This window comes from Pseudonocardia hierapolitana, assembly GCF_007994075.1.
Lineage (GTDB): Bacteria > Actinomycetota > Actinomycetes > Mycobacteriales > Pseudonocardiaceae > Pseudonocardia > Pseudonocardia hierapolitana.
The window spans coordinates 7,080,044-7,102,325 of sequence record NZ_VIWU01000001.1 but is presented as its reverse complement, the minus strand read 5'-3'; the positions used below and the strand labels follow the sequence as shown (position 1 = coordinate 7,102,325).

At 72.1% G+C, this 22,282-nt stretch carries 20 protein-coding genes; 2 read left to right on the top strand and 18 right to left on the bottom strand.

Going from position 1 to position 22,282, the window contains the following annotated elements; genetic code table 11:
- Window positions 1-94: 94 nt before the first annotated feature.
- Both ligM and mdlC read left to right on the top strand, forming a co-directional pair.
- Complete coding sequence (gene ligM, locus FHX44_RS33545; RefSeq protein WP_147259445.1) at window positions 95-1,495, top strand: vanillate/3-O-methylgallate O-demethylase; 1,401 nt, start codon at window positions 95-97, stop codon at window positions 1,493-1,495.
- An 80-nt stretch (window positions 1,496-1,575) separates the two neighbouring features.
- The gene (gene mdlC, locus FHX44_RS33540; RefSeq protein WP_147259444.1) at window positions 1,576-3,177 is read left to right on the top strand and encodes a benzoylformate decarboxylase; all 1,602 of its coding nucleotides are present in this window, start codon (window positions 1,576-1,578) and stop codon (window positions 3,175-3,177) included.
- A 921-nt stretch (window positions 3,178-4,098) separates the two neighbouring features.
- On the opposite strand, the gene FHX44_RS33535 is transcribed toward mdlC, so the two are convergent.
- The 18 genes from FHX44_RS33535 to FHX44_RS33450 all read right to left on the bottom strand — a co-directional run bounded on the left by FHX44_RS33535 (window position 4,099) and on the right by FHX44_RS33450 (window position 22,073).
- Complete coding sequence (locus FHX44_RS33535) at window positions 4,099-5,406, bottom strand: MFS transporter (protein WP_246170735.1); 1,308 nt, start codon at window positions 5,404-5,406, stop codon at window positions 4,099-4,101.
- 101 nt (window positions 5,407-5,507) lie between these two features.
- Entirely contained in the window at window positions 5,508-7,106 is a 1,599-nt protein-coding gene (locus tag FHX44_RS33530) for an ABC transporter substrate-binding protein (RefSeq protein WP_147259442.1), read from the bottom strand.
- Window positions 7,103-8,035, bottom strand: a complete 933-nt coding sequence (locus FHX44_RS33525; RefSeq protein WP_147259441.1) for an SDR family NAD(P)-dependent oxidoreductase — start codon at window positions 8,033-8,035, stop codon at window positions 7,103-7,105. The genes FHX44_RS33530 and FHX44_RS33525 overlap by 4 nt, the downstream gene beginning before the upstream one ends.
- Before the next feature lie 11 nt (window positions 8,036-8,046).
- Window positions 8,047-8,964, bottom strand: a complete 918-nt coding sequence (locus FHX44_RS33520) for an ABC transporter permease (RefSeq protein ID WP_246170734.1) — start codon at window positions 8,962-8,964, stop codon at window positions 8,047-8,049.
- Window positions 8,961-9,920, bottom strand: a complete 960-nt coding sequence (locus FHX44_RS33515; RefSeq protein ID WP_147259440.1) for an ABC transporter permease — start codon at window positions 9,918-9,920, stop codon at window positions 8,961-8,963. The genes FHX44_RS33520 and FHX44_RS33515 overlap by 4 nt, the downstream gene beginning before the upstream one ends.
- Window positions 9,917-10,765 carry an ABC transporter ATP-binding protein gene (locus FHX44_RS33510; RefSeq protein WP_246170733.1) on the bottom strand — a complete coding sequence of 283 codons (849 nt, stop codon included), beginning with the start codon at window positions 10,763-10,765 and terminating at the stop codon, window positions 9,917-9,919. The genes FHX44_RS33515 and FHX44_RS33510 overlap by 4 nt, the downstream gene beginning before the upstream one ends.
- Complete coding sequence (locus FHX44_RS33505) at window positions 10,755-11,747, bottom strand: ABC transporter ATP-binding protein (RefSeq protein ID WP_147259439.1); 993 nt, start codon at window positions 11,745-11,747, stop codon at window positions 10,755-10,757. Before FHX44_RS33505 ends, FHX44_RS33510 begins: the two co-directional genes overlap by 11 nt.
- A 2-nt stretch (window positions 11,748-11,749) precedes the next feature.
- Window positions 11,750-11,980 (bottom strand): hypothetical protein, encoded by a 231-nt coding sequence (locus tag FHX44_RS33500; RefSeq protein WP_147259438.1) that lies wholly within the window; start codon window positions 11,978-11,980, stop codon window positions 11,750-11,752.
- A 4-nt stretch (window positions 11,981-11,984) separates the two neighbouring features.
- Window positions 11,985-13,031 (bottom strand): hypothetical protein, encoded by a 1,047-nt coding sequence (locus FHX44_RS33495; RefSeq protein ID WP_147259437.1) that lies wholly within the window; start codon window positions 13,029-13,031, stop codon window positions 11,985-11,987.
- The gene (locus FHX44_RS33490; RefSeq protein ID WP_147259436.1) at window positions 13,028-13,582 is read right to left on the bottom strand and encodes a UGSC family (seleno)protein; all 555 of its coding nucleotides are present in this window, start codon (window positions 13,580-13,582) and stop codon (window positions 13,028-13,030) included. Before FHX44_RS33490 ends, FHX44_RS33495 begins: the two co-directional genes overlap by 4 nt.
- A gap of 10 nt (window positions 13,583-13,592) precedes the next feature.
- Window positions 13,593-14,384, bottom strand: coding sequence for an ABC transporter permease (locus FHX44_RS33485; RefSeq protein WP_147259435.1), 792 nt, complete (start codon window positions 14,382-14,384; stop codon window positions 13,593-13,595).
- The gene (locus tag FHX44_RS33480) at window positions 14,384-15,259 is read right to left on the bottom strand and encodes an ABC transporter ATP-binding protein (RefSeq protein ID WP_246170732.1); all 876 of its coding nucleotides are present in this window, start codon (window positions 15,257-15,259) and stop codon (window positions 14,384-14,386) included. The genes FHX44_RS33485 and FHX44_RS33480 overlap by 1 nt, the downstream gene beginning before the upstream one ends.
- Entirely contained in the window at window positions 15,256-16,323 is a 1,068-nt protein-coding gene (locus FHX44_RS33475; protein WP_170309140.1) for an ABC transporter substrate-binding protein, read from the bottom strand. The genes FHX44_RS33480 and FHX44_RS33475 overlap by 4 nt, the downstream gene beginning before the upstream one ends.
- 130 nt (window positions 16,324-16,453) lie before the next feature.
- The gene (locus tag FHX44_RS33470) at window positions 16,454-17,551 is read right to left on the bottom strand and encodes an ABC transporter ATP-binding protein (protein ID WP_147259433.1); all 1,098 of its coding nucleotides are present in this window, start codon (window positions 17,549-17,551) and stop codon (window positions 16,454-16,456) included.
- Window positions 17,548-18,570, bottom strand: a complete 1,023-nt coding sequence (locus FHX44_RS33465) for an ABC transporter ATP-binding protein (RefSeq protein WP_147259432.1) — start codon at window positions 18,568-18,570, stop codon at window positions 17,548-17,550. The genes FHX44_RS33470 and FHX44_RS33465 overlap by 4 nt, the downstream gene beginning before the upstream one ends.
- A gap of 8 nt (window positions 18,571-18,578) precedes the next feature.
- Window positions 18,579-19,448: an ABC transporter permease gene (locus FHX44_RS33460; RefSeq protein ID WP_147259431.1), complete on the bottom strand. Its 870-nt coding sequence runs from the start codon at window positions 19,446-19,448 to the stop codon at window positions 18,579-18,581.
- Window positions 19,435-20,379, bottom strand: coding sequence for an ABC transporter permease (locus FHX44_RS33455; protein ID WP_281287961.1), 945 nt, complete (start codon window positions 20,377-20,379; stop codon window positions 19,435-19,437). Before FHX44_RS33455 ends, FHX44_RS33460 begins: the two co-directional genes overlap by 14 nt.
- 77 nt (window positions 20,380-20,456) lie before the next feature.
- A complete protein-coding gene (locus FHX44_RS33450) occupies window positions 20,457-22,073 on the bottom strand; it encodes an ABC transporter substrate-binding protein (protein WP_246170730.1) in 1,617 nt (538 codons plus the stop codon).
- Window positions 22,074-22,282: the final 209 nt, after the last annotated feature.

Sequence of the window (22,282 nt, the reverse complement as noted above, 5' to 3'; positions counted from 1 at the left end):
CGTCCCGGTCGGGCCATTTCCCTGTGTCCGCGCAGGTGCGCCGTTCATAGCGTGGCCCCAGGACCGTAGGAAGCGGAAGACGAGGGTGGCACCCATGAGCGCGAAGAACCTCCAAGAAGTGTTGGACCAGGCAGGAGACACCGTCGACCTGCTCCGCAACTCACAGCTGGGGGCCTACATCTACCCGGTCGTCCCGGCCGAGTTCACGAACTTCCGCCGGGAGGTCGTCGCCTGGCGCGAGACGGCCGTGCTGTTCGACCAGAGCCACCACATGGTCAACCTCTTCATCTCCGGCCGCGACGCGCTGAAGCTGATCACCGACAACGGCATCAACAGCACCGCGAAGTTCCGCGTGGACACCGCGAAGCAGTTCGTGCCGGTGTCCCCGGAGGGTGGGGTGATCGGCGACGGCATCCTGTTCCGGCTGGCGGAGGACCAGTTCGTCTACGTCGGCCGCGCCCCGGTGGCCAACTACCTCCAGTTCCGGGCGACGCAGGGCTACGACGTCGACATCAAGGTGGACCAGCGCTCGCCGATGCGTCCCTACGGCAAGGCCGTCACGCGCGACCTGTGGCGCTTCCAGATCCAAGGCCCGCGGGCCTGGGAGGTCATCGAGAAGCTCAACGGCGGCCCCGTCGAGCAGACCCGGTTCTTCACCCTGGGCCACATGAAGATCGGCGGCGAGGACGTCCGCACGCTGCGCCACGGCATGGCGGGCGCTCCCGGCCTCGAGATCTGGGGGCCCTACGACAGCTACGACCGGGTGCGGGAGACCATCCTCGAAGCGGGTCGCGAGTTCGGGCTGGAGCCCTGCGGGTCGCGCGCGTACGCCTGCAACACGCTCGAGTCCGGCTGGATCCCCTCGCCGCTGCCGGCCGTCTACACGAGCGAGGAGCTGCGCGACTACCGCGAATGGCTGCCCGCCGACAGCTACGAGGCCACCAACGCCATCGCCGGCAGCTACGTGTCGGACAAGATCGAGGACTACTACCTCAACCCGTGGGAGATGGGCTACGGGTCGTTCGTGAAGTTCGACCACGACTTCGTCGGCCGCGACGCGCTCGCCGCGATCGAGCCGGAGAAGCAGCGTCGCAAGGTCACGCTCGCCTGGAACGCGGACGACGTCGCCAAGCTGCTGGCGTCCCCGGTGACGGACGGCCCCGACTACCAGTTCTTCGACCTGCCCAACGCCAACTACGGGCCGTCCAACTTCGACTCCGTCGTGGACTCCGACGGCACCCAGGTCGGCCTGTCGCTCTTCACCGGCTACAGCGCCAACGAGAAGAAGGTGCTCTCGCTGGCCACCGTCGCCCCCGACGTGCCGCTGGGCGCCGAGGTCCAGGTGATCTGGGGTGAGCCGGACGGCGGCAGCCGCAAGCCCACCGTGCAGCCGCACGAGCAGCTCGCGGTGCGCGCCGTCGTGAGCCCCGCCCCGTACGCGGAGATCGTCCGCGAGAGCTACCAGCCCGGCTGGCGGTCCAAGGCCACGGTGTAGCTCCCCTCAGCACCGTCGGCGGGGTCGAGCAGCAGGCCCGGCCCCGCCGACGGATTTCACCGACCTCGCGAGGGATCTTCGTGCCCACAGTCCGCGACATCGTCCACGATCTGCTGCGTTCCTGGGAACTGACCACGGTCTTCGGAAACCCGGGATCCAACGAGCTGCCGTTCCTCGACGGCTTCCCCCCGGACTTCCGCTACGTGCTGGGCCTGCACGAAGGCGCCGTGCTCGCGATGGCCGACGGGTACGCCCAGGCCACCGGCCGTCCGGCGCTCGTGAACCTGCACTCCGCCGCCGGCCTCGGGCACGCCGTCGGCAACCTCGCGAACGCCCGCGCGAGCCACACACCACTGGTGGTCACGGCCGGGCAGCAGAACCGCTCGATGGTCGGGCTGAACGCGGTGCTCGGCGAGCCCGACCTGGTACGGGTGCCAGAGCCGCAGGTGAAGTGGGCGTGCGAGCCGGCCACGGCGCAGGACGTGCCACGTGCGCTCTCCGAGGCGTTCCACCGCGCCACCCTGCCGCCCGCCGGGCCCGTGTTCGTCTCGCTCCCGATGGACGACTGGGCGCAACCGGCCGACCCGGACGCGGTGGCCCTGCTCCCGGGGCGCCGGGTGCGGTGGGTGGGCGCAGCCGACCCGGACGTGATCACCGCTCTGGCGGAGCGGATGGCGGCGGCACGGACGCCGGCGCTGGTCGTCGGCCCCGAGGTGGACGACGAGCGGGCCTTCGGCCGGGTGGTCGCGCTGGCCGAGCGGTGGCGAGCCGCGGTGTGGACCGCGCCGACACCGCCGCGCTGCCCGTTCCCCACCCGGCACCCGCAGTGGCGTGGCGTGCTGCCCCCGAGCATCGCAGGCGTGGCCGAGCACCTCGCAGGCCACGACCTCGTGCTCGTGCTCGGCGCTCCGGTGTTCCGCTACCACGCCCACCGCCCCGGCCCCTGGCTCCCCGACGGCACCGAACTGGTGGCCGTCGGGTCCGACCCCGGGTCCGCGGCCCGGGCACCGTTCGGCGATGCGCTGGTGGGCGACGTTGCCGCGATCGCAGGCCAGCTGCTCTCCGCCCTGCCCGCCGTCTCGGAGCGCAGCGCGCCGACCCCACGCACCGTCCCGCACACCCCGCTGCCGGACGAGGGCCCCTTCCCCGCCGACGCCCTGTTCACCGCGCTCACCGAGGCCCTGCCTGCGCACGCGCGCCTCGTGAACGAGTCCACCGCGAACACCGCACAGTTCTGGACGCACCTGGACCTGCGCGAACCCCGCTCGTTCCTCTTCCCCGCCGCAGGCGGGCTCGGCTTCGGGCTGCCGGCCGCCGTCGGCATGGCGCTCGCCGACCCCGAACGCCCGGTCGTGGCCGTGCTCGGCGACGGCGCGGCGCAGTACGGCATCACCGGGCTCTGGACGGCGGCGCAGCACCGCCTGCCGGTCACGTTCCTCGTGCTGCGCAACGGCGGGTACGGCGCGCTGCGCGGCTTCGTCTCCCACCTGGGAGTGCAGAACGCGCCCGGCCTCGACCTGCCCGACCTCGATGCCGTACGGATCGCCGAGGGCTACGGCGTCCCCGCCTGCCGGGTGTCGAGCGCCCGGGAGCTCAAGGCCGCCCTCGCCGCGGTGGCGACCACCGAGGGCCCACGGCTCGTCGAGATCCCGGTGCCGACGGAGCTGCGGCGGCTGGGCTGACGGCGACCGTCTTCCTCTGGATCAGGGCCTTCGGTGGCGCCAGGGCCTTCGGTGGCGCCGCGCATTCTGCGGGGCCGCCCCTCAGAGCTCAACGGCGCCTGCGGCGTCGCTTCGCGATCGCTTCGCGACCCTTGACCTCCGAGCCTCTGCGACCCCTGAGGGCAAGCCATGCGGGCAGGCCAGGGGCCTGCCCTTCGGGCGCGCGGCGCCACCGAAGGCGGCCCGACGGACATGATCGAGGCCTCGGCGCGAAAACGGGCGAAAACGACACGAGAACGCGCCGAACCGCTGATCATGCCGCCCGCGGCACCGCCAGAGCCGACTTCACACACCCAGTACGGACTTCACACAAGGCCGGCCTTGTGTGAAGTGGCCACTGGGTGTGTGAAGTGGTTGGGAGAGGGCCCGTGATCGGCCCGAGGAGTACATCAGCGTCGCCGCCGAGTCATGGTGTGCTGATCGGGGTTGATCTGCGCCGCTCACGCGCCCGTTCTCGGCTCATGCAGCCCGTTGACGGGGTGCGTGGCCCGACACGGGGAGCGCGAGCGCACACAGGGTGCGTGACGGGCGGGAGATGCCCATGACGTGTCCGTGAGACCGGCCTGCTGGCGGCGCCGCGCGCCCCATCGGGCAGGCCCCCGGCCTGCCCGCACCGCATGCCCGAGGGGCCGCAGTGGCTCGCAGGTCAAGGGGCCGCGGAGCGGCTCGCGCAGCGACGCCGCAGGCTCCCTTGAGCTGGGAGGGGCGGCCCCGCACAATGCGCGGCGCCGCCAGGAGGCCCTGGGAGGGCTCACCTGCCCATCGCCGCAGGCACAGCCACGATGGTGCGGGCGTGGCCGGGAGGCCGCCCCGGGCTCATTCGTCCGTCGCGGCTGGCACTGGCCCCGATGGTGCGGGCACGGCCATGAGGCCTACCCGGACTCACCCATCCGTCGCTGCGGGCATCGCCTCCGTGGTGCGGGTGTGACGCGGCACCCGCAGGGCGAGGATGCCCAGGAGGCTGAGCAGGCAGATGGCGGTGAGGTAGGCCGCCACGGCCGTGGACGAGCCGTACGCGGCGAACAGGGCCGTGGCCGCGATCGGGGTGACCGCGCCGCCGATCATCCCGCCGATCTGGTAGGCGATCGAGGCGCCGCTGTAGCGCACCCGCACGTCGAAGATCTCGGTGAACAGGCGGCCCTGGGCGCCGACGATCAGCCCCTGCACGATCGCGGCGACGCAGAACGCGATGAAGGCGAGCCCGGCGTTGCCGGTGTCGACCAGCGCGAACATCGGCAGCGGCCACACGACCGCGGTGATCGTGCCGATCACGTAGACGGGCTTGGCGCCGTACCGGTCGGCGAGCACGGCGGACGCGACGATCGTGGCGATCCACACGAGGGTGGACAGCAGGATGAGCGTGAGCAGCAGGGGCCGCGGGAAGCCGACGACCTGGGTGCCGTAGGTGAGCATGTAGACGATCACCGAGTAGCCGATCGCGGGCGGGGCGATGGCGGCGAGGCTCGCGAGCACCAGCTTCAGCGGCTCGCTGCGGACCAGCTCGGCCACCGGGACCTTGCTGACCGTCCGTTCCTTCTTGAGCCGCTCGAACTCGGGCGCGTCCTGCAGGCGCCTGCGTACGACGATCCCGACGACGACGAGCACGATGCTCGCGAGGAAGGGCAGGCGCCAGCCCCACGACATGAAGTCCTCGTTGGACAGCGGGGAGACGGCGAGGAAGGCGAGGTTGGACGTCAGCACGCCGACGGGAACCCCGAACTGCGCGAAGCTGCCGTAGACCGCCCGCCTCGTGGGCGGGGCGTGCTCGGTGGCGATGAGCACCGCGCCACCCCACTCGCCGCCGACGCCGAAGCCCTGCGCCAGCCGCAGCAGGACGAGCAGGATCGGGGCGGCGATGCCGATGGACTCGAACGTGGGCAGCACGCCGATCAGGAACGTGGCGCTCCCGGTCAGGACGAGGGTGAGCACCAGCATCGACTTGCGGCCGAGCCGGTCCCCGTAGTGGCCGATCACGGCGGCACCCAGCGGGCGGGCGACGAACCCGACGGCGAACGTCGCGAACGCGGCGAGGGTGCCGGCCGCAGGCGAGAACGACGGGTAGAACAGCTGGCCGAACACGAGCGCGGCCGCCGTGCCGAAGATGTAGTAGTCGTACCACTCGATCGACGTGCCGATGAAGCTCGCCACGAAGATGCTTCTGCGGGACGGGCTGGTGGCAGGTGCTGTCACGGCTGCGCACTCCTTCGGACGCCGGGTGGGGTGATCCAAGCAAAGCGCAGGCCGCATCGCACCTGCGCGGGGGCGCGAGTGGAATACGTCATCTGTCCCATTCACGCCTCGCTATCGGCGAGCCATACATCCGCGAGGCGCCGGCCCTGGTAGATCGGGCTCGGCCACAGGCCCTGCACCCGCTCGTTCGCAATCGCGTAGTCGAACTTCTGGATCGGGTAGAAGGCCTGCCGGATCTCGGTCTCCATCCGCACCTGCATCTGCCGGTAGATGTCGTCCCGCGCGGCCTCGTCGACCGTCGCACGGGACTGCTCGACCATCCGGTTGAGCTCCGGGTCGTCGATCAGGGCGTAGTTCTCGATCGAGTCCGGCGCGAAGTCGCGCCACACCTGGTCGGGCAGGTGCACGCCACGCAGGGCCTTGGTGATCGCGAAGTCGTGGTTGCGGCGCCGGTCGATGCCGGTCGCCGGGTCCACGATCTCGATTTCGGCCTGGATGCCGACCTCGGCGAGGTCGGCCTGCATCCACTGCGCCTCACGCACGTCCTCGTCGTCGACGCGCTGCACGAGCAGCGACGTGGAGAACCCGTTCGACAGGCCCGCCTCGGCGAGCAGCGCCCGCGCGTGGGCGGGGTCGAACGGGCGTAGCCGGAGAACCTCTTCGCGGGTCAGCGCGGCGGCGCTGGTGTCCGGCCGCAGCAGGGAGGTCAGGTTGAAGTGGCCACGGATGTTCTCGCCCATGCCGACCCAGTCGACCGCCTCCATCACCGCCTGCCGCACCCGGATGTCGTCGAGCGGCTTCACCCTCGGGTTGAGGTAGATGCTGATCGGGGCTCCGGGCGTCTCGGTGACCGTGAAGCCGCCGCGGGACCTGAACTCCTCGGCCACGTTCACGTCGCTGGTGACGCCGGCGTCGAGGCGGCCGCTGCGCAGAGCTGCGGTGATGGCTGCGGTGTCGGAGAGGATCGGGCGGCGGATCTCGTCGAGGTAGGGCCGGCCGGGGATGAAGTAGTCCGGGTTGCGCTTGAGCACCCATTCGACGTCGGGCGTGTGCGAGTCGAGCATGAACGGCCCGGTGCCGATCGCCTGGGTCTCCAGGTCGTACTGCCCCTCGACGCCCTCCCTCGGGAGGATCATGTTGAAGTGGTAGGCGAAGTACTCCATCAGCGGGCCGTAAGGCCGTTCGAGGCTGAACACCACGGTGTGGTCGTCGGCCGCGGTGATGCTCGTGACCGGCTCGATCATCCACGTGTGCACGCCGGTGGCCTGCTTCAGGCCCTCGAAGGTCGCGACGACGTCGTCGGCGACGAACGGGCGCCCGTTCACGGGTGCGATGTTGTGCCAGCGCACGTCGCGCCGGAGGTGGAAGGTGTAGGTCAGGCCGTCCGGCGCGATCTCCCAGGACTCTGCGAGGTCGGGCACGATCTCGAGCGATTTCACGTCCGGGCCGGTCCGGAACTCGGCGAGCTTGCTGTAGACGGTGCCCGAGACGATCCCCATCGTGGTCGGGTCGCTGGTGCTCAGGGGGTTGACGCCGCGGCTGACCTCGCTGGTCTGCTGCACCACGAGGCTGCCGCCGGGCCGCGGCTCCCCGACCGGACCGGACCGGCTGCGCCCACCGCCGCCGCACGCCGAGAGCCCCAGCGCGCCGGACGCCGCGAGGGTCGCCAGCAGGAACGTCCTGCGGTCGACGGGTCTCATGCCAGCTCCCTGTCCAGCTCGCCGGTGACGTCCAGCGGGATGAGCGGGAGCGGCCCGGCCAGGTCGGATGCGGGCGCGGGGGCGTAGGCGAAGTTCTTGGCCCTGGCGCCGCCGTCGACCACGAAGTCGCAGCCGGTGATCAGGCGGGCGTAGTCCGAGCACATCCACGCGACGCAGTGGCCGATGTCGGTCGGGGTGCCGGTGGTGCCCATCGGCACGAGCGGCGCCCGCTGGCCCGTCCAGCGGGACGGGCGGCGCCACTCCTCGTCGCCGGTCTCCCCGCCGATGCCGTGGGCACGGGGCCGGTCCAGCACGCCGCCCGCACCGCGTTCCTTGATCAGCTCGGGGTTGTCCGGTGTGGGAGCGGTGGGCGTGAAGCTGTTGACGCGGATGCCGTAGGGGGCGAGGTCCATGGCCGCCGCCCGGACGAAGTTGTTCACCCCGCCCTTGTGGAACGCGTACGCGATCACGCCTGCGGAGCCTGACCAGCCGTTGGACGAGGAGATCGCGACGATCGAGCCGCGGATGCCGCGCTCGGCCATGTGCCTGCCGACGTGCTTGGTGTTGAGGAAGTGCCCCAGCGCCGCCACCCGGACCGCTCGGTCGAAGAACTCCGTGCTCTCGTCGAGCACGCCCTTGCCGCCGAGCAGCGCGGCGTTGTTGACGAGGATGTCGATCTGCCCGAACTCCTCGAGCACGCGCGCGATGTAGCCGGTGACCTGCTCCTCGTCGGTGACGTCCCCGGGCACCGCGATGGCCGTGCCACCGTTGCGCTCGATGCGGTCCACCGCAGTCTTCGCGGCGGCCGGGTCGATGTCGTTGCACGCGACCTTCGCCCCGTAGCGGGCGAGCGCCAGCGCGATGCCGCTGCCGATGTTCGGCCCCGCCCCGGTGACCAGGGCGACCTTGCCCTCCAACGAGATCTCCACGTTGCTCCTCTTCAGTCGTCGGAACGCGCGAGGGTGGGAGCGAGCGCCGCGGGCGGGCGGCCACCCCGCCACCAGCGGCGGGCGGCCCGGTCGATCACGGGTCGCTGCAGGCGCGGGTCGAGGTGGTCGCGCAGGGCGTCGCCGAGCAGGTTGAAGCTGAAGACGGCGAGCGACAGCAGCGCCGCGGGCACGAGGATGATCCACGGGGCGCGCTCGACGTACCGGACTCCCTCCGACAGCATCGCGCCCCACGACGGAGTGGGCGGCGGCGCGCCGATGCCGAGGAACGACAGCGCCGACTCCGCGATGATCACCCCGGCGAAGATCAGGCTGCCCAGGGTGAGCACCGACGCGAACAGGTTGGGCAGCACGTGCCGGGTCAAGATCCGCGGCACGCCCGCTCCGGTCGCGCGGGCGGCCTCGACGTAGCGCTCCTCCCGGATGCGCAGCGTCTCGCCGCGGGCGATCCGGTTGAACGACGGCGTGATCACCACGGTCAGGGCGATCACGGTGTTGCGCACCGACGGGCCCAGCACCACCGCGATGAACAGCAGCAGCACGATGCCCGGCACGGCCTGGACGGCGTCCATCACGCGCTGCAGCACGACGTCGACGGCGCGGCCGAAGTAGCCCGAGACCACACCGATCGCGGTGCCGAGCACGAGGCTCGCCGCCGTGGTCGCGACGCCGACGAGAAGCGACGTGCTGGCGCCGTGGATCGCGCGGCTCAGAACGTCGCGGCCCAGGTCGTCGGTGCCCAGCGGGAACTGCGCCGATGGCTCGGACAGGATGTCCCGGCGGAACTGTTCGAGGGGGTCGTGCGGTGCGAGCCACGGGGCGAGGATCGCGGCCAGCACGAACACGGTGATCAGCACGAGCGCGATCGCGCCGAGGGGCTGGGCGCGGACGAAGATGCGGAGCTGGTTCACGAGAGGGCCCTCCCGGTCCGGATCCGCGGATCGACCAGCGCGTACATCAGGTCGATCAGGATGATCGTGACGACGAACAGGCCGGCGTAGAAGATCGTGCAGGCCACGACGACCGGGTAGTCGCGGTCGAGGACGGCCTGGTAGATGAGCTGGCCGGTGCCGGGGATGGCGAACATCTGCTCGAGGATCACCGTGCCGCCCAGCACGGTGGCGAGTTCGAGGCCGAGCAGCGTGAGCACCGCGATCGTCGAGTTGCGCAGGGCGTGCTTGAACACCACCGTGCGCTGCCGTGCGCCCTTCGCGTGCACGGTGCGGATGTAGTCCGACCCCAGCGACTCCAGCATCGACGAGCGGGTCATGCGCGCGATCGCCGCCATCCCGCCGGTGCCCAGCGCGAGCACGGGGATGGCGATCTGCTGCAGCCAGCCCGCCGGGTCCTCCCCCGGGCCCGTGTAGACGATCGGCGGCGACCAGGCGAACCACAGCGCGAGGAAGGTGAGCAGCAGCAGCGCGACCACGAAGTTGGGCACCGACAGGAACGCCACCGCGAACACGCGCACGGCGGCGTCCACCGCGGTGCCGCGGGTGACGGCCGCGACGATGCCGAACCCGATCCCGAGCAGGGCGCCGATCACGATGGCCAGCAGACCCAGCTGCAGCGTGACCGGCACGCGCGCGAGGAACAGCTCGGTGACCGGCTCGCCGCCGTAGAACGAGGTGCCGAAGTCGCCCTGCACGGCACCGGCCAGCCACGTCCCGAGCTGCACCCACACCGGCTGGTCGAGGCCGAACTGCGCCCGCAGCGCGTCGGCCTCCTCCGCGCTCACGCCGGTCTCCTGCAGCTGCAGCGACACCGCGTCGCCCGGCACGAGCCGCATCACCACGAAGACGAACACGGTGACGAGCACCATCACGACCAGGCCGTAGCCCAGCCTGCGCAACGTGTACCCGATCATGTGCCCTCCGGGGTGGGGAGGTCGCGCCCAGGAAGATTTCGCACAGCACCGACGAGCGTCTTCGTGTAGGCGTGCTGCGGGTCGGCGAACAGGGCGTCGCCGTCACCGCGCTCGACGATCTCCCCGAGGTGCATCACGCAGACCTCGTCGGCCATGTACCGCACGACGTTCAGGTCGTGGGCGATGAACAGGTAGGACAGGCCCAGCTCGGCCTGCAGCCGCTTGAGCAGGTTCAGCACCTGGGCCTGCACCGACACGTCGAGCGCCGACACGGCCTCGTCACAGACGATCAGGTCGGGGCCGGTGGCGAGCGCGCGGGCGATCCCGATCCGCTGGGCCTGCCCGCCGGAGAACTGGTGGGCGTACTTGTGCAGGTCGCGCGCGCCCAGCCCGACGCGTTCGAGGAGCTCCACGACCCGGTCGGTCCGCTCCTTCCCGCGGGCCAGCCGGTGGACGGCCAGGGGCTCCCCGACGGCCTCGACCACGCGCATCCGCGGGTTGAGCGAGCCGAACGGGTCCTGGAACACGATCTGCATCCGCCGCCGCAGCGCGCGCAGCTCGCCGCGGGAGGCGCGCAGCAGGTCGACGCCGTCGAACGAGAGCCGGCCCGCCGTCGGGTCGAGCAGGCGCAGCGCCAGCCGCGCCACGGTCGACTTCCCGGACCCGGACTCGCCGACGAGGCCGACGGTGCTCCCGCGCGGGATCGTGAGCGACACCCCGTTCACGGCCTTCACCACGGTGCGCCGCATCCGGAAGTGCTTGACGAGGTCATGCGCCTCGAACAGCGGGGCCGGGCCGGGAACCCCGGCCTCGACGGCCAACCCGCCGAGCGGATCACCCGACACGGGCGACCTCCGATGCCGGCTCGTGCTGCCAGCACCGGCTGGTGCGGCCCGATCCCAGGTCGACGAGCGGCGGTTCGTCCGTGCCGCACCGGTCCATGGCGGACCGGCAGCGCGGGTGGAAACGGCACCCGCCGGGCAGGTCCGACGGGTGCGGCACGTTGCCCGCGATCGCCGGCATCGGCAGGTCCCGGGGCGTGGACGGGGTCGGGATCGACTCGATCAGGGCCCGCGTGTACGGGTTGCGGGGGTCGCGCAGCACCTCGTCCACCGCGCCCTGCTCCACGACCTTCCCCGCGTACATCACGAGCACGCGGTCGGCCATCTCCGCGACCACGCCCATGTCGTGGGTGACGAAGAGCAGCGCGGTGCCGTGGTCGCGCTGCATCCGGCGCAGGAGCTCGAGGATCTGGGCCTCGACGGTGACGTCGAGGGCGGTGGTCGGCTCGTCGGCGATGAGCAGCGCGGGCTCGCAGGCGAGCGCCATGGCGATCATCACGCGCTGCTGCTGCCCGCCGGACAGCTCGTGCGGGTAGGACCGCACCCGCCGCGCCGGGTCCGGGAGGCCGACCTCGGTGAGCAGCTCGACGGCACGGTCGCGGGCCTCGCGGCGGGAGACCGCGCGGTGGATCCGCAGCGCCTCCGCGATCTGGTCCCCGACGGTGAAGAGCGGGTCGAGGGAGCTCATCGGGTTCTGGAAGATCATGGCGATCTCGGCGCCGCGCAGTCGACGCAGCCGCTCCGGGTCGGCGCCGACCAGTTCCTCGCCCTGGAACCGGATCGAGCCCCCGGTCGCCCGGCCGCCCCCGAGGAGCCCGAGCACCGCGAGCGAGGACACGCTCTTGCCGGAGCCGGACTCCCCGACCACGGCCAGGGTCTCGCCCGGGTACACGGTGAACGACACCCCGGACACGGCCTCGATCGGGCCGGACGGCGTCGGGAACCGCACGGAGAGGTCGCGCACGTCGAGCAGCGGCGGGGACATGATCAGCTCGCGTCCGCGGGGTAGACGAGCACGATCGAGTCCTCGGGCACGCCGAGCGCCGCGTGCAGGATGTTGCGCATGATCGGTTTGGGGACCAGGCAGTCCTCGCACGCCGCCGGCCCGGCGGTGATCGTCACCTCGACGTTGTCGCCGGTCTCGGTGACGGCCATCCGGTAGTCGTCCGCCTCCAGGGTGCTGCGCAGTCCGGAGAGGGCGTTCTCGTCGATGCTCACGTCGTCATGCCTCCTTCTGCCGGATCGGGTGCGCGGTGCGCGACCAGCCGCCGAAGCCGAACGGGCGGACGACCATCGACATCGCCGCGTTGCGCGCCCCGGCGACGACGATCGGGATCTGGTCCGGGTCGGGCACGACGTGCAGGCCGTGCTCGTCGAGGCCCGGCCCCTCCTGCCCGGCGAGGCTCTTCCCGGCGAGCTGCATCTCCTTGTGGGTGCGGAACGCGTGCTCGGAGATCCAGCGCTGCACCTCCGCCTTCGAGAAGCCGCCCGCGGCCAGCATCTGGGCGTGCTCCACGCCGAGCACGAGGCCTGCCGAGGAGTGCCGGCCGATGGCGGCGCCGGTGCGCGCCACGGTGTCGGCGATGTCCCAGAGCACCTGCTCGGGGTCCGAGGTGTGCCGGTTGTCGATGAACTCGCAGGTGCGCAGCAGCATCGCGGACACGGCATCGGTCTCGGGCTCCAACCCCAGCTCGGTCGCGAGCGGTTCCCAGGGGCTCTCCTCCTCGTTCTCGCCGATGCACAGCGTGAACCGGCCGGGGATGCCTTGGGTGGACTGCTCGAGCTCCTGCGGCCGGATCCCGAACACGTTGCGCACGACCAGCCCGACGGCGCGGGCGATCGTCGCGTTGGCCCGGAACCCGGGCCCGAGCACGCCGCCTGCGGAGTTGATACCCAGCTCGGCGCGGATCGGGCCGTTCACCACGATCAACGGCGCCGGCCCGCTGGTGCTCTGCCACCCGCCGCCGGTGACCACCCGCTGCCGCATCAGCGCGTCCCACGCGGCTAGCACCACCGGCAGGTACTCGGGCCGGCAGCCTGCCATCGCGGCGTTGATCGCCGCCTGCTCCACGGTGCACTCGCGCCCGAGGTGCGGCACCGCGGCCACGACCTCGTCGCGGGCGCGGGGCGTGGCCGCGAGGAACTCCTCGACCACCTCGGCCGTGACGGGCACGATCGGCAACCCGTCGGTCCAGCCCTGCTCGTAGGCGTGTTCGATGGCGGCGCGGGCGTGGTGCAGCCGATCGGCGTCCTCCGCGAGAGCGGTCATCGGGCCACCACGGGTACCGGCGCCTCGGTGAGCAGCCCGACCAGCTCGGGCAGTGCGCGCCGGGCCCGTTCCCGCACGCCGGCCTCGTCGAGCGGGGCCACGGGGTGGGCGGTGGTGACGTAGGTGTAGCCGGGGCTGCCCTGCAGGCGGGCCATCGCGTCGGCGCTCACCCGGAACGCGACCGTGCAGATCACCGCGGCGGGCACACCCGCGGCCTCGAACGCGATCCCGTCGGCCACGGCCGCGGCGCTGCACGAGCCGCAGTCACCCACACCGATCAGCACGACGTCGCAGCGCTGCGCCAGCTCGTCGAGGGTGGCGGGCGGGATCGGGTCGGTGATGCTGGTCTTGCGGGTGCGCACCACGTCGGCGGTGCCGTGCTCGGCGGCGAGCAGCTCGCCGACGGCGTCGAGGAACGGCTCCGCATTCTTCTTCGGGTTGGCCACCAGCCCGACGACCAGTCCGTCGAGCCGCGCGGGACGTGCGGCGAGCCGCGGTCCGGTGGCGGTGGCGGACGGCCCGCCGGTCGGGTCGAGCATCGCTTCGAACATGGGATCCCCCTCAAGGTCGGTCGGCGGCGAGCACCGACTCGTGCCACGGGATGACGAACCGCTTCGCCCCGTTGACAACCAGGTAGAGCAGGCAGCCGAGGACGGCGAGCAGGAAGATCACCGCGAACAGCTGCGGCGCGTCGAGGGCGTTCAGGCTCACCACAACGAGGTAGCCGAGGCCCTCGCTGCCGCCGAGGAACTCGCCCACGACCGCGCCGATCACGGAGAACACGATGGCGACCTCCATGCCCGCGAACACGTACGGCAAGGTGCTGGGCAGCTCCAGGTCGCGGAACGTGGGCCAGCGCCGGGCGCCGAGACCGAGCATGACGTCGCGATGGCCGCGGTCGACCGAGCGGACCCCGAGCATCACGTTCAGCATGATCGGGAAGAACGCCAGTGTGGCCGCCATGATGATCTTGCTCGTGACCCCGAACCCGAACCAGATGACGAAGAGCGGGATGAAGGCCACCTTCGGCACCACCTGCACGGCGACGAGCACCGGCCGCAGCGCCCGCTCCAGCCACTCCGCCCTGCCCAGGACCACCCCGACGACGAGCCCGAACACCAGGGCAGCCAGGAACCCGAGCGCCACCTCGGTGAGCGTGATGACCACGTGCCCCCACGTCGAGGCGTCGGCGAGCATCCGCAGCACCGCCTCGGTGACCGCGGCGGGCGTCGGCAGAATGAACTCCGACACGCCGAACACCGAGACCGCGAGGGTCCACGCCGCGAGGACCAGCAGCAGCACGATCGGCGTGCTCACCCACGGCAACCAGTTCGCCCGTTCGTCGCGATCCATCAGTCCTCCTCCCCCGCCCCGTCGCCGTCCTCGCCGCCGTCCTCGTCCAGCTCGCGGCGCAGGCGCCGCACGATCTCCTGGAACCCGGGCTCGCCCTCCACGTCGAGCGAGCGGGGCCGCGGGAAGCCGACCGGCGTCACCGACCGGATCCGCCCCGGGCGCGGCGACAGCAGCACGACCCGGTCGGAGAGGAACACCGCCTCGGTGATCGAGTGCGTCACGAACACGACGGTGGCGCCCGTGACCACGGAGATGCGCTGCAGCTCCAGGTTCATGCGGTCGCGGGTGAGCGCGTCGAGCGCGCCGAACGGCTCGTCCATGAGCAGGATCGACGGGTCGTAGGACAGGGCGCGGGCGATGGCGGCCCGCTGCCGCATCCCGCCGGACAGCTCCCGCGGGTAGGCCTTCTCGAACCCGCCGAGGCCGACCAGCTCGCACAGCTCCCCGGCCCGCGCGCGGCGGCGGCGCTTGTCCATCCCGCGCAGCTTGAGCGGGAGCGCGATGTTGTCCTCGATCGAGAACCAGGGGAACAGGTTGGCCTCCTGGAAGACCATCCCGAACTTCTCCAGGGCCGCCGGGTCCCGACCGCTGCCCTTCCAGAGATCGTTCCCGCCGATGAGGACGTGGCCGCTGGACGGGGTGACCAGGCCGGCGAGGATCCGCAGCAGCGTGGTCTTGCCGCACCCGGAGCGGCCGACCAGCGACACGAACTCACCGGCGCGCACGGCCAGCGAGATGCCCCGCAGCGCCTCGGTGGCTGCGCCGCGGCGGCCCTTGTAGATCTTGTCGACGTCGCGTAGCTCCAGCTCCGCCGTACCCGCGCCGGGCCCGGCGAGCGACTCGGCGACCCGGGCGGTGTCGGACAGCTTGCTCACGACGACGCCCCCGGCAGCAGGTCGTTGGTGAACCAGCTGCTCGCATCGAGGCCGCCGGGCACGAGCTCCTCCGCCACGGCCTCGTCGTAGACGCGCGCCCACTGGTCCGGGGCGATCCGCAGTGGCTCGCCGGTGGCCTGCCAGCTGGCCATGTACTGGCGCAGGGTCTCCTTGGCCACCTCGGGCTCGCGGAGGATCGGGATGTCGTAGGCATCCCCCAGTGTCTGAAGCGTCGCGTCGAGCGACTGGTCGGCGATCACCGAGTCCTGGGCGGCCCGCACCGCCCGCAGGAAGCGCTGGAGGACGTCGCGCTGGGCGGGGTCGGCGAGCGCCGCCTGCGAGGTCATGTAGACCTGGGTGCCGCCGGCGATCACCTGCGACGGGTCGAGCACCACGGCGTCGGGCTGCTGGCGCTGCACGGTCACGGCGGTGTCCAGCGCCACCAGGTAGGCGTCGATGCGCCCCTGCTGCACCAGCTCGAACACGCCGGGGGCGAGTCCCACCACCTGCTTCTTCACGTCGGCGTCGGTGAGTCCCGCCGTCCGGGCCAGCGTGTCGACCAGCGTCTCGCTGGTGCCGCCCTCCGAGGGGATGCCGATCGTCTTGCCGCGCAGGTCCTCCGGCGCGCGGATGGGGTCGTCGGCCGCCGAGACGACGCGGATCGTCGCCTGCTGCAACGGCTGTCCCACCGCGCTGACCGGGGCGCCCCGCCCGCCGACGGCGACCATCATCTCGGTGTCGCCGACCCGGGTGACCAGGGCACTGCCGGCGATCACGGTCTGGATCGCCTGCGCGCTGCCCCGCGTCACCTGGAACTGCACGTCCAGGCCCTCGCGCTCGAAGTGGCCGCCGGCCTGGGCGATGATCTCCGGGGTGAACGTCAGGCTCTCGATGGGCAGGACGTTGAGGAACGTGACGGGCGTGAGACCACCCCCGCCCGGTCCGCCGCCGGCGGGCGCCGCGCCGCCGCAGCCCGCGAGGAGCAGGGCGAGGCCCGCGGCGAGTGCCGAAAGGGCACGTCGGAAATGTCGCCGGGAATGCCGGGCTGGAGGAGCAGAGGTCACGCGAACCGCCCGCCCTCGCTGCGCTCGGCCAGCGCTTCGCGCAAGCGCTGTGACATTGATTCGCTCGCAAGCTCGCTCATGGGGAAACCCACTCTCTGACGGCGTCGATGCCGGATGTCCGGTTCGGATGCTATGAACGGCCGGGCAGGGGCTCGACCTGCAGATGTCCGCGCGGTCCGGCCGCGTCGTCGGGCGCGGAGCGGGTCAGATGTCGCGGTCGGGCGGCTGCTGCGTCCACCAGGGGGTCCAGCGGGAAGTGGCACGCCACGCTGTGCCCCGGAGCTCGCTCCCGCAGCGCGGGTTCCTCCGTGGCGCACCGCTCCTGGGCGCGGGGGCAGCGGGTCCGGAACCGGCACCCGCTCGGCGGGTCGAGCGGCGAGGGTGGCTCGCCGCGCAGCGGCACGGGCCGCCGGGCCCGCCCGGTGGCCGGGTCGAGGCCGGGCACGGAGTCGAGCAGCGCGGCCGTGTACGGGTGCAGCGGGCTGCGGTACAGCGCGTCGGCCGGGCCGACCTCGGCGAGCTGGCCGAGGTGCATCACGGCCACCCGGTCGCTCACCTGCTTGACGAGCGCGAGGTCGTGCGCGATGAACAGGTACGACAGCCCCAGCTCGGACCGGAGCCGCTCGAACAGGTTCAGCACCTGCGCCTGGATCAGCACGTCGAGCGACGACACGGCCTCGTCGCAGATCACCAGGGCCGGATCGAGGGCGATCGCGCGGGCGATGGCAACGCGCTGGCACTGCCCGCCGGACAGCTCGCGCGGCCTGCGCTTCCCGAACACCGACGGGTCGAGGCCGACGAGGTCGAGCAGCTCGTCCACCCGGCGCCTGCGCCGCTCGGCGCCCTTGACGCCGTAGCCCAGCAACGGCTCCTCGACCAGCTCCGACACCCGCCAGCGCGGGTTCAGCGAGCCGAAGGGGTCCTGGTAGACCATCTGCACGTGCCGCCGCGCGGCCACGAGCTGCCGTCTGCGCAGCCGCACCAGGTCGGTGCCCTGGAACAGCACCTGCCCCGACTTCGGCCGCGGCGCCTGCAGCAGTGACCGTGCCAGGGTGGACTTCCCGGAGCCGGTCTCGCCGACGATGCCGAGGGTCTCCCCGGTGTGCACGTCGAACGACACATCCGAGACGGCGTGGACCACGCCGCCGTGCAGGCCTCCGGCCCCGCGCACGGGGAACTCCTGCACGATGTTGCGGGCCCGCAGCAGCGGGTCCTTCACGGCGCTCATCGGGCCTCCTCCGGATGCCAGCAAGCCCACCAGTGCCCCGGCTCGTGCTCGTCGAACGGCGGCGCGGTCGCGCACTCGTCGGTGGCAGAGCCGCAGCGCGGCCGGAACGGGCAGCCGGACGGCAGCGCGGCCGGGTCCGGCGGCTGCCCCGACACCACGGGCAGCTGCCCGTGCGACGGGCGCTCCAGCAGCGGGATCGCGCCCAGCAGGGCGCGGGTGTAGGGCATCCGGACCGAGGCGAACAGCGTGGCGGACGGGGCCCGCTCCACGGCCCGCCCGCCGTACATCACGACGACGTCGTCCGCGTAGCTCGCGGCCAGCGCGAGGTCGTGGCTGATCAGGATGACCGCCATGCCGAGCTGCTGCTGCAGCTCGACGAGCAGCTCCATGATCTGCGCCTGCGTCGTGACGTCCAACGCCGTCGTGGCCTCGTCGGCGATGAGCAGCCGCGGCCGGCCCGCGAGCGCGATGGCGATCATCACGCGCTGCCGCATACCTCCCGAGAGCTGGTGCGGGTACTCGTGGAACCGCCGTTCCGGGGCGGGCAGCCGCACGAGCTGCAGGAGCTCGATCGCCCGCTCCTTCGCGGCCGCCTTGTCCAGCTGCGCGTGTGCCCGGACCGCCTCGGTGATCTGCGCGCCGATCCGCATCGTCGGGTTGAGCGAGCGGGCGGGGTCCTGGAACACCATGGCGATGTCGGCACCGCGGCGGCGGCGCATCTCCCGCTCCGGAAGGCCCACCAGCTCGGTGCCGTCGAACCGGGCCGAGCCGCTCGTCTGCGCGGTCGGCGGCAGCAGCCCCATCAAGGCCCGCGAGCTGACGCTCTTGCCGGACCCGGACTCGCCGATGATCGCGAGCATCCTGCCCGCCACGAGTCGGTAGGACAGCCCGTTCACCGCGTGCACCGAGCGTCCGGCGCGGGTGAAGCGCACCCGCAGGTCGGTCACCTCGAGCAGCGGCGCCGGTTCCTGCTGCTGCGGGACCGGCTCGGCGTCGGCCGCCACCCGTCCTGTGGTCATCGGCCCCGTCACCGGCCGCTCCATCGCGCGCGCAGGGTCTCGCCGAGCAGGTTGAACGCGAGGACGGTGACGAAGAGCGCCGCGCACGGCCAGACCACGAGCATCGGTGTCGCCGACAGGCTCTGCTGCCCCTGCGCGATCATGTTGCCCCAGCTGGGCGCGGGTAGCGGGATGCCGAGGCCGAGGAAGGACAGCGCGCCCTCGATGACCATGACGATGCCCATGCCCAGCATTCCGAACGTGATCAGCTGCGGGGTGATGTTCGGCGCGATGTGGCGCAACAGCACCCGTCGTCCCGGCGTCCCGCACAGCTGCGCCGCGGCCATGAACGGCAGCTCGCGCAGCCGCAGCGTCGCGGCCCGGGAGATCCGCGCGAATGCGGGGATGCTGAAGAACGCGAGCGCCAGGATGGTGTTGGTCTGGCTGGCGCCGAGGCTCTGCGCCACCGCCAGGGTGAGGACCAGCGACGGGAACGCGATCAGCACGTCCAGCACGCGCATGATCACCGTGTCGACCGCGCCGCCGACGTAGCCCGACAGGGCACCGAGCGTGCCGCCGACGGCGAGCCCGAGCACGTTCACCGCGACCGCCACCACCAGCGACGAGCGCCCGCCGTGCAGGATCCGGGACAGGATGTCGTTGCCGTTGGGGTCGGTGCCCAGGAGGTGCCCGGGCGATCCCGCGTCGAGGTAGGACTCGAGCACGCTCCCCCCGGTCGGCGGTGGCACCGGCAGCACCAGCGGCCCGAGGAAGCACGCGGCGGCGATCATCACGAGCACCCCGGCGGGCAGCACGATCTCCAGGTTCCGCGCCAGGCTCCCGGACCGCCGGGTCTCCTCGGGCCCGGCGAGCGCGGGAACGGCCTCAACGACTGCCATAGCGGATCCTCGGGTCGAGCACGGCGTAGAGCAGGTCGGCGGCCAGGTTGGCCAGCACGGCCACCACGGCGAACACCACGACGCAGCCCTGCACCACGGTGGCGTCGCGGGTGTTGATCGCCTGGAGCATCAGCTGCCCCATCCCGGGCAGGGCGAAGATCTGCTCGACGATCACGGTGCCGCCGAGCAACGTCCCCAGGTTCAGCCCGACCACGGTGATCAGGCCGAACGCCGAGTTGCGGAACGCGTGGCGCAGCAACACCTGCCAGGGGCCGATGCCCTTGGCCCGCGCCGTCGTGATGTAGTCCTCCCCCTGCAGCTGGTCGACGAGGTCGCCGCGCAGGAACCGCGTGTAGAAGCAGAACAGCGGGAACGCGATCGCGGTGGCCGGGAGCGCCAGCGAGTGCAGGTTGCCCGCCACGCCGTCGGACAGCGGCACGAACCCGATCGCGGGGAACAGCGTCAGCTCCACCGCGAAGACCAGCACCAGCAGCAGCGCGAGCACGTAGTTGGCGACCGAGAGGCCCGTGATGCTGACGACCATGCTCACGCGGTCGAAGAGTCGGCCCGGCCGGTACGCGGCCAGCAGCGCCACCGGCACGGCCAGCCCCAGCGAGACGAGGAACGCGAGCGCCACCAGCTCCGCGGTGACGGCCATCCGCTCGGCGATCAGGGCGGTGACGGACTGGCTGTTCACCATCGACGTGCCGAGGTCGCCCGTGACCGCGCCGCCGAGCCAGTCCAGGTACCGCAGCACGGCGGGCCGGTCCAGCCCGAGCTCGAGCTCGAGCGCCCGGATCTGCTCCGGGGTGGCCTCGGGCCCGAGCAGCTGCTGCGCGGCGTTGCCCGGGATCAGGTCGAGTACCCAGAACGTCAGGATGCTCACCCCGAGGATGATCGGGACGACCATCAGCAGCCGCCTGCCGACCAGCCGCAGGCTCGGCGGGGCGGACCAGCGGGGACGGACGGCGACCGCTGTCGCTGCACGACCTGTCAGTGCACGACCTGTCACTGCGGCGCCCTCCAGACCTCGTCCCAGAGGACCCCGGTGTTGACGACGATCGGCGGGATCTTCGTGGTCAGCCCCGGCCCGTACACCCCCTCGGTAGCGAGGTTGGCGGGAGCGAACGCCAGCCCGAACGGCGCGTACGCGTGCTCGCCGATGTACTTGCCCGCGTCGACGTAGAGCTTCTCCCGCTCCGCGGGGTCGAGGGTGGCCTCCGCGGTGTCGAGCATCCGGTCGAGCTCGGGGTCCTTCACGCCGGTGAAGGGCGAGTCCGACGAGAAGCGGAAGCCGACCCCGACGCCGGCCGCCGGGTCCCACGCCCCCGCGGTCTGCAGCATCGAGTCCCACTCGCCGGAGCGGAACTCCTGGATGAGCGTGGAGAGCTCGTAGCTCTCGATCTGCACGGTGATGCCGGCTTCCTGCCACTGGGTCTGCAGCGCGGTCATCACCTGCTCGGCCACGTAGCCCTTCAAGGTGCCGAGGTGGACGGTGAGCCCGCCCAGCTCGGTGACGAGCTGCTTCGCGCGCGCGGCGTCGTGGGCCGGGTAGCCCGCGACGGTCTCGTGGTGGAAGAGGCCACCGGGACCGGTGAAGCTCTGGCTCACCGGGTAGCGGCCGCGGAACAGGCCCTGGGAGATCGCGGCGAAGTCGGTGGCGTGGTAGATCGCCTCGCGCGCCCGCTGATCGTCGAACGGCGCGCGCTGCGTGTTCAGCTGCACGACGTAGGGCGACGTGGGCGGCTGCACGGTGACGGTGATCCGCCCCGCCTCCTGCGCCTGCTCCAGCAGCGGCGTGGTGTTCAGGCCCTCGTAGGCCTGTGCCTGGCCGGCCAGGAGGGCCTGGTAGGCGGGCTGGTCACCGCCGATCGACTGGAACGTGAGCCGGTCGAGGTAGGGCAGACCCGGCTTGAAGTAGTCCGGGTTGCGTTCGAGCACGAGCTGCGAGCTGAGCTGGTTGGACACGACCGTGAACGGGCCCGCGCCCACCGGCTTCAGCGCGAACTGGTCCTCCCCCATCTGCGCCAGGGCGGTCGGTGAGGCGATCCAGTTGACGTTGGTGGCCGGGAAGGCGTTGATCACCGCGGCGAACGGGCGGGTGAACGTCAGCACGACGGTGCGCGGGCCGTCGGTGGTGATGCCGTTCTCCGCGAGCGGCCACGTCGGTGAGCAGGTGCACGGCGAGTCGACGGCCCGCCGGAAGTTGAACGCCACCGCCTCGGCGTCGAACGGGGTGCCGTCGGTGAACCGCAGGCCCTCCCGGATCGTGATCCGCACCGTCGTCCCGCCGTCGAGCAGCTCGTAGCCCTCGGCCTGGTGGGGCACGACCTCTGCGCCCGAGCCGTCGTCGGCGGCCTGCAGCCGGAAGAGCCCGCCGTAGATCGCGCTCATCTGCGCGATGTTGGCGCCGCCCGTGGTGTTCGTCGCGGGGTCGAGCCCCGTCGGCCAGCCGCCGGCGAACGACGCGTTCTCGAGGACGGTGATCTCGCCCCCGCGCTGCGGCGGGCCGGTGGGCGCGGCCGGGCCTGCCGATCGACCGCCGCCCCCGCACGCGGCGAGGAGCAAGAACGCGGCGAGCATCAATGACGTCGACCGCAGCACCGCGGCTTCGCGTCGTCTCACGTAGGACTCCCGTTCCGTAGCGGGCCCGGGGGCAGGCATCAGCCGTGACCGGGCTCACCCCAGGCGCCCGCCCAGCGTCGGGGAGAGGCGACGCGGGGTGCAGGGAAGGTTTCGCGGGACGGAAGACATGTTCTCCACGCTCGCCCCGCCGCGGCGACGTCTTGGTCATATGTCGTAGGACGCATACGCCGCCGCGGACGACCTGCGCG

Excerpts from the sequence above, each read along its gene's own strand:
- ligM (WP_147259445.1), top strand. The coding sequence starts at position 95 with ATGAGCGCGAAGAACCTCCAAGAAGTGTTGGACCAGGCAGGAGACACC.
- FHX44_RS33530 (WP_147259442.1), bottom strand. The coding sequence starts at position 7,106 with ATGAGACCCGTCGACCGCAGGACGTTCCTGCTGGCGACCCTCGCGGCG.
- FHX44_RS33515 (WP_147259440.1), bottom strand. The coding sequence starts at position 9,920 with ATGATCGGGTACACGTTGCGCAGGCTGGGCTACGGCCTGGTCGTGATG.
- FHX44_RS33505 (WP_147259439.1), bottom strand. The coding sequence starts at position 11,747 with ATGTCCCCGCCGCTGCTCGACGTGCGCGACCTCTCCGTGCGGTTCCCG.
- FHX44_RS33495 (WP_147259437.1), bottom strand. The coding sequence starts at position 13,031 with ATGACCGCTCTCGCGGAGGACGCCGATCGGCTGCACCACGCCCGCGCC.
- FHX44_RS33490 (WP_147259436.1), bottom strand. The coding sequence starts at position 13,582 with ATGTTCGAAGCGATGCTCGACCCGACCGGCGGGCCGTCCGCCACCGCC.
- FHX44_RS33485 (WP_147259435.1), bottom strand. The coding sequence starts at position 14,384 with ATGGATCGCGACGAACGGGCGAACTGGTTGCCGTGGGTGAGCACGCCG.
- FHX44_RS33470 (WP_147259433.1), bottom strand. The coding sequence starts at position 17,551 with ATGAGCGCCGTGAAGGACCCGCTGCTGCGGGCCCGCAACATCGTGCAG.
- FHX44_RS33465 (WP_147259432.1), bottom strand. The coding sequence starts at position 18,570 with ATGACCACAGGACGGGTGGCGGCCGACGCCGAGCCGGTCCCGCAGCAG.
- FHX44_RS33460 (WP_147259431.1), bottom strand. The coding sequence starts at position 19,448 with ATGGCAGTCGTTGAGGCCGTTCCCGCGCTCGCCGGGCCCGAGGAGACC.